Here is a 3,974-nt window from a genome sequence, read left to right as displayed (position 1 = left end):
AATCATCAGGAACGCTGAGTTTAAAATGGGAAAGTTATTTTTAGACGACTCCTTAACTAGTTGGGGATTTTTCCGGAATGACGTCGTCATCCTGCTCACTCCGGGAAAATGTCGCCGTTCGCTGCCCGCAAAAGCCAGGGAAGTAATTGATCAACTGTGCAACTGGCTTGAAAAGAACCGCTACTGAACCGGACAGTTTTGACCTTTTGCCCCGGCGTTGCGCAGTATTTTTATGATCGACTGGTTGCCGTTCTGGCAGGCCAGGGCAAGCGGTCTGGGGCCGCCCGGGCCGGCGGAGTTGGGGTCTGCACCTCTGACAAGCAATTCCTGCACGGCACGCTCCATCCCCTTATGGATGGCACTGAGCAGGGGTGTCATGCCATCCTGGCGGGCGGTATTGGTATCCGCCCCGTTATCCAGCAAAAATTTCACCATGGCCTTGTGCTCACCTTCTACTGCCAGGTGCAGTGCCGTGGAACCATCTGCAGTCTCCGGGTTGATGTCTGCCCGGGATTCACACAGGAGGGTGACAATGGGCAGATAGCCACGTTTTGCGGCAATATGCAGCGCTGTCCAGCCACCCTCACCGGCAAGGTTAAGTTCCGCATTCTCTTTGATCAGGTTCCGGACGATTTTAGCCTTACCCTCCCGGGCCGCCAGGAAAAGGGCAGTTTCACCGCTGTCCAGTCGGGCATCGACGTCGGCGCCGTTAGCAATCAACGCTTCCACAATCTGCTCATGGCCAGCACTGGCGGCCAGATGGAAGGCTGACCAGCCGTTCTTGAGGGTAATATGGGGATTTGCCCCGGCCTCAAGCAAGGCGTTAGCGATGGCCTCGTAACCCTTAAGCGTGGCAATGCACAATGGGGTTTCACCACTTTTCAGGGCGGCATTGATAAAAGTATTTGCCTTGCTGTCAGCCAGCAGAACCTGCAAGACACTCAATTTGCCATGCTCGATGGCCATATGCAGCGGCAGCAAACCCTGGTCAGACTCAGCCCGGGGGTCAGCACCATTGGTGATCAGGGTCTGTGCAATGTCCGCGAAGCCGTGCTGTGCTGCGATGTGTAAAGGTGTCAGGCCGTCCATGGCAGTTATGCTGACTCTTGCTCCTATGTCGACCAGGTGCTCCACGATCTGGTGAAATCCGTGCTGGACGGCGCTGAATAGCGGTGTTTCGCCATTATTCCGGGCAGCATGGATATCTGCCCCGGCCTTGATCAGCGCTACCATACACTGCAGGTTACCAGAGCGGACGGCAGTCAACATGGGGGTTTCGCCGGTATGCAGTGGGGCTTCAATATTTGCCTGTCCCTGCACCAGTGCCTCGGTGATGGTGACGTGACCGTGCTGGACAGCAAGGTGCAGGGCAGTAGTGCCATCTTCACCGGCCGCATTGCGGTTTGCAGGACTGTCGAGCAGGGCCAGGATAATCGCCAGGTGGCCTGCATGTGCCGCCAGGTGCAGGGCAGTATAGCCATCGTCACAGGTCGCATTGAGCCGGGTTCGGGCATCCCCGGCCAGCAGTTGCAGACAGTTTTCCCAACCATTTTTGGCTGCCATGTGCAGTGCCGTCCAGCCATCATCCATGGTGGCATTGGGATCGGTTCGGGAATCTGTGAGCAAAGTCTGCAAACACTCCCTGTGACCATAGTCGGCGGCAAGATGAATCGGGGTGGTCCCGTCCTTAAGGGCTTCATTGGGGTGTACTCCGGTACCCAGCAGCATTTGTGTGATTCTTGCATGCCCCTGGTAAACAGAGATGAGCAGCGGGGTCCAGCCATTATTGCAGGCTCGGGCAGGGGACGCGCCATTAGCCAGTAGCACCTCCACACAGGCTTCCTGGCCTTCCCGGGCGGCAATATACAGTGGCGTTGAGCCGTCCTTGCAGCTGGCATCTGGATCGGCCCCGCAATGGAGCAAAGTGGAAACCACCTTGGCATGGCCAGTGCGGGCAGCCAGAAACAGAGGGGTTTCGCCGCGCTTCATGACGGCATTAAGATTTGCCCCATACTCAAACAGGTTTTCTACCACCTCATGATGATCTTGTTCGGCGGCAATATGCAGGGCACATGAACGATGCCCGAAGACAACGTTGGGGTCAGCATTGAAACTGAGCAGGAGGCGAACAATATGGTCACGACCCTTCTGGGTTGCAGCAATCAGCGGCGGAGCACATTCGTCATCGCTGATATCCGGATTTGCCCCCGCTGCCAGTAGCGTTTTGATAATCTGTTCCTGGCCATGACTGGCTGCGACAAACAGCAAGAACTCGTTTTTCCCGGAAATCACCGACTTGAACGGTTGTCGGACAATATCCGGACGGGATACCAGGATCTCCCGGAGGGCCTCGACATCACCGGTTCTGCAAGCCAGCACCGGGGCTGCCTCGCAATATTTGTCGGGCGACCGGTTTCCTGACGAAGCATGACGAATCAACGGTATTGCCAACTGTTGACAAACATAGCAGTGCCGTTCGTGCAATGGTTGCTTATCAAGCCAGAGGCTAATACAGCTCAAGTGAAAATAGTGATTGCAGGCGGTGGTTGCCATCTCCATGCGTCCGAACATGCTCAGGCTGCTTTTATTGCAAATACCACAAAGCGCCGGGGCAGTTGCTATCGTACTATCAATTGTTTTCATAGCATCAGAAGGTATTAAGTCAGAAAATCAAGAATTTCAGTAAAGGCAATGAATAAACTGAAAAGTTCCCGGGCATGGAATAAATAAAACGTAATTGCTTTTACCGAACCCCACACCCCACAAACCCTACACCCCACAAACCCCACAAACCCCACAAACCCCACAATAGGTGCGATAATAATTGCCAATGAAAATATATTGCTCAAACAGTCACCCAAACTTTAACAAAGCAACAGAGCCTTAACTTATGCGCAAGCTGGAAAACATCCCATTCGAAGCGTTAACCATTGGCACCAGGGCCAGCCTGACCCGCACACTGACTGACGAAGACCTCCTGCTTTTTGCCAAAGTATCCGGCGATACGAATCCCGTTCATCTGGATGAGGCGTTTGCCGCAACGACCCAGTTCGAAGGTCGTATTGCCCACGGCATGTGGACCGCCTCACTGATCTCCTGCGCCCTGGCCACCAAACTGCCGGGCCCCGGTGGTATCTACCTGGGGCAGGAGCTAAAATTCCTGCGCCCGGTCAAAGTCGGCGATACGGTAACGGTTGAGCTGGAAATTCTGGAAATCAATAAACAACGAAAACGTGCAACCGTCTCAACTAATGTGATTAACCAGAATGGTAAAACCGTAGTCAAGGGCAAAGCGGAAATCATGCCTTCTTCTGACAAGGTCGTTGTTGATGAATATCCATTGCCCGAAGTAATATTGCAGCGAGCGAAATAGCTACACCCACTGAAAGCCCCTGCCTGACAGACCTCTACTGCCAGGCTTCCCCGGAAAACAGACTGGCACTCGCCGCTGTCGAGAAAATTCAGGCCAGAAAAACACCGGTACGCAGCTGGTTTCTCGATATGAACCTGATCATGGGCTATTGGTTGCAAGATGAGGGTGGCGATGGCAAAAGAGCCTGTCATCATACGGCATCCGTCAATCAATCACCTGATTATCACTGATCTTACGTCATGAATTTGATGCTATAATAAACGGCGATAGTCATGTGTTTTGGAGGTGAAACTGATGTACAAAAATACCATTCAGTTTCAAAAAGGCATTGGCATAATGCAATTTCTGGCTAATTACGACAGTGAAGATCAGTGTGGGAACGCCCGCCTCCCGGGCTCGCAGGATGATAGAGCCGCGTTTACGCTCAAGCCAGAGCAACCGTGCGAAAAGTAGTCTTTTCTGGCACGCTTTACCATCGTATTCATCGGATGTCCTGAAACTTTTCAGCCTGACGCAAGTCATACAAACCGTAAGTAGCTAACCATAATGAAATCATATGTTTCTGACTCCTTGTGCCGGCACTCCCGGCAACTGCTCCTGC

Annotated in this window: 4 protein-coding genes; 2 read left to right on the top strand and 2 right to left on the bottom strand. The window is 53.2% G+C overall.

Annotation, left to right across the window (positions count from 1 at the left end; all coding sequences use genetic code 11):
* Positions 1–187, top strand: a 187-nt coding sequence (locus tag KDK14_RS04930) for a hypothetical protein (RefSeq protein WP_257263905.1), incomplete at its 5' end; no start/stop codon positions are given.
* Here KDK14_RS04930 and KDK14_RS04925 read toward each other — a convergent pair.
* Entirely contained in the window at positions 181–2,643 is a 2,463-nt protein-coding gene (locus KDK14_RS04925) for an ankyrin repeat domain-containing protein (protein WP_257263904.1), read from the bottom strand. The two genes, KDK14_RS04930 and KDK14_RS04925, sit on opposite strands and share 7 nt — an antisense overlap.
* A gap of 247 nt (positions 2,644–2,890) precedes the next feature.
* On the opposite strand from KDK14_RS04925, the gene KDK14_RS04920 reads away from it, so the two are divergent.
* Positions 2,891–3,373 (top strand): MaoC family dehydratase, encoded by a 483-nt coding sequence (locus tag KDK14_RS04920; protein ID WP_257263903.1) that lies wholly within the window; start codon positions 2,891–2,893, stop codon positions 3,371–3,373.
* 270 nt (positions 3,374–3,643) lie between these two features.
* On the opposite strand, the gene KDK14_RS04915 is transcribed toward KDK14_RS04920, so the two are convergent.
* Positions 3,644–3,895 carry a hypothetical protein gene (locus KDK14_RS04915; RefSeq protein ID WP_257263902.1) on the bottom strand — a complete coding sequence of 84 codons (252 nt, stop codon included), beginning with the start codon at positions 3,893–3,895 and terminating at the stop codon, positions 3,644–3,646.
* Between the last annotated feature and the right edge of the window lie 79 nt (positions 3,896–3,974).

This window comes from Endozoicomonas sp. ONNA2, from assembly GCF_024606365.1.
GTDB lineage: Bacteria > Pseudomonadota > Gammaproteobacteria > Pseudomonadales > Endozoicomonadaceae > Endozoicomonas.
Note: the sequence above shows the minus strand (reverse complement) of the source record. Positions and strands in the feature narration are given on the sequence as shown.

Bases quoted from the DNA above. Each gene is read 5' to 3' on its own strand.
- KDK14_RS04915 (WP_257263902.1), bottom strand. From the start codon at position 3,895: ATGACTTGCGTCAGGCTGAAAAGTTTCAGGACATCCGATGAATACGAT.
- KDK14_RS04925 (WP_257263904.1), bottom strand. From the start codon at position 2,643: ATGAAAACAATTGATAGTACGATAGCAACTGCCCCGGCGCTTTGTGGT.
- KDK14_RS04920 (WP_257263903.1), top strand. From the start codon at position 2,891: ATGCGCAAGCTGGAAAACATCCCATTCGAAGCGTTAACCATTGGCACC.